The organism is Telluria sp. Soil_C_11 (assembly GCF_057657395.1).
This window is the reverse complement of the sequence record NZ_JBDGIN010000074.1, coordinates 1-224: the sequence shown is the minus strand read 5'-3', so window position 1 is coordinate 224 and position 224 is coordinate 1. Positions and strand designations below refer to the sequence as shown.

The window sequence follows — 224 nt, the reverse complement described above, 5'->3', positions numbered from 1 at the left end:
CTGGTGCGTGACCGGACCAAGACGAGCAACCAGATCCACGCTTTTCTGCTCGAATTCGGCATCAGTTTGCCGGTTGGCTACGCGATCATCCGTCGTTTGCCGGCTGTTCTGGCCGAACACGATTTGCCGCCGCGCCTGGTTCAAGTCCTGCAGCGGCTGCATTCCCACTTCAAGTACCTGGATGAGCAGATTGCCGAGATCGAGAAAGACTTGACGCGGCAATT

At 57.1% G+C, this 224-nt stretch carries 1 pseudogene; it reads left to right on the top strand.

Features of this window, described 5'->3' with window-relative positions:
- Positions 1 to 224: pseudogene (locus AC3A6M_RS24950) on the top strand (IS110 family transposase); the annotation flags it as partial.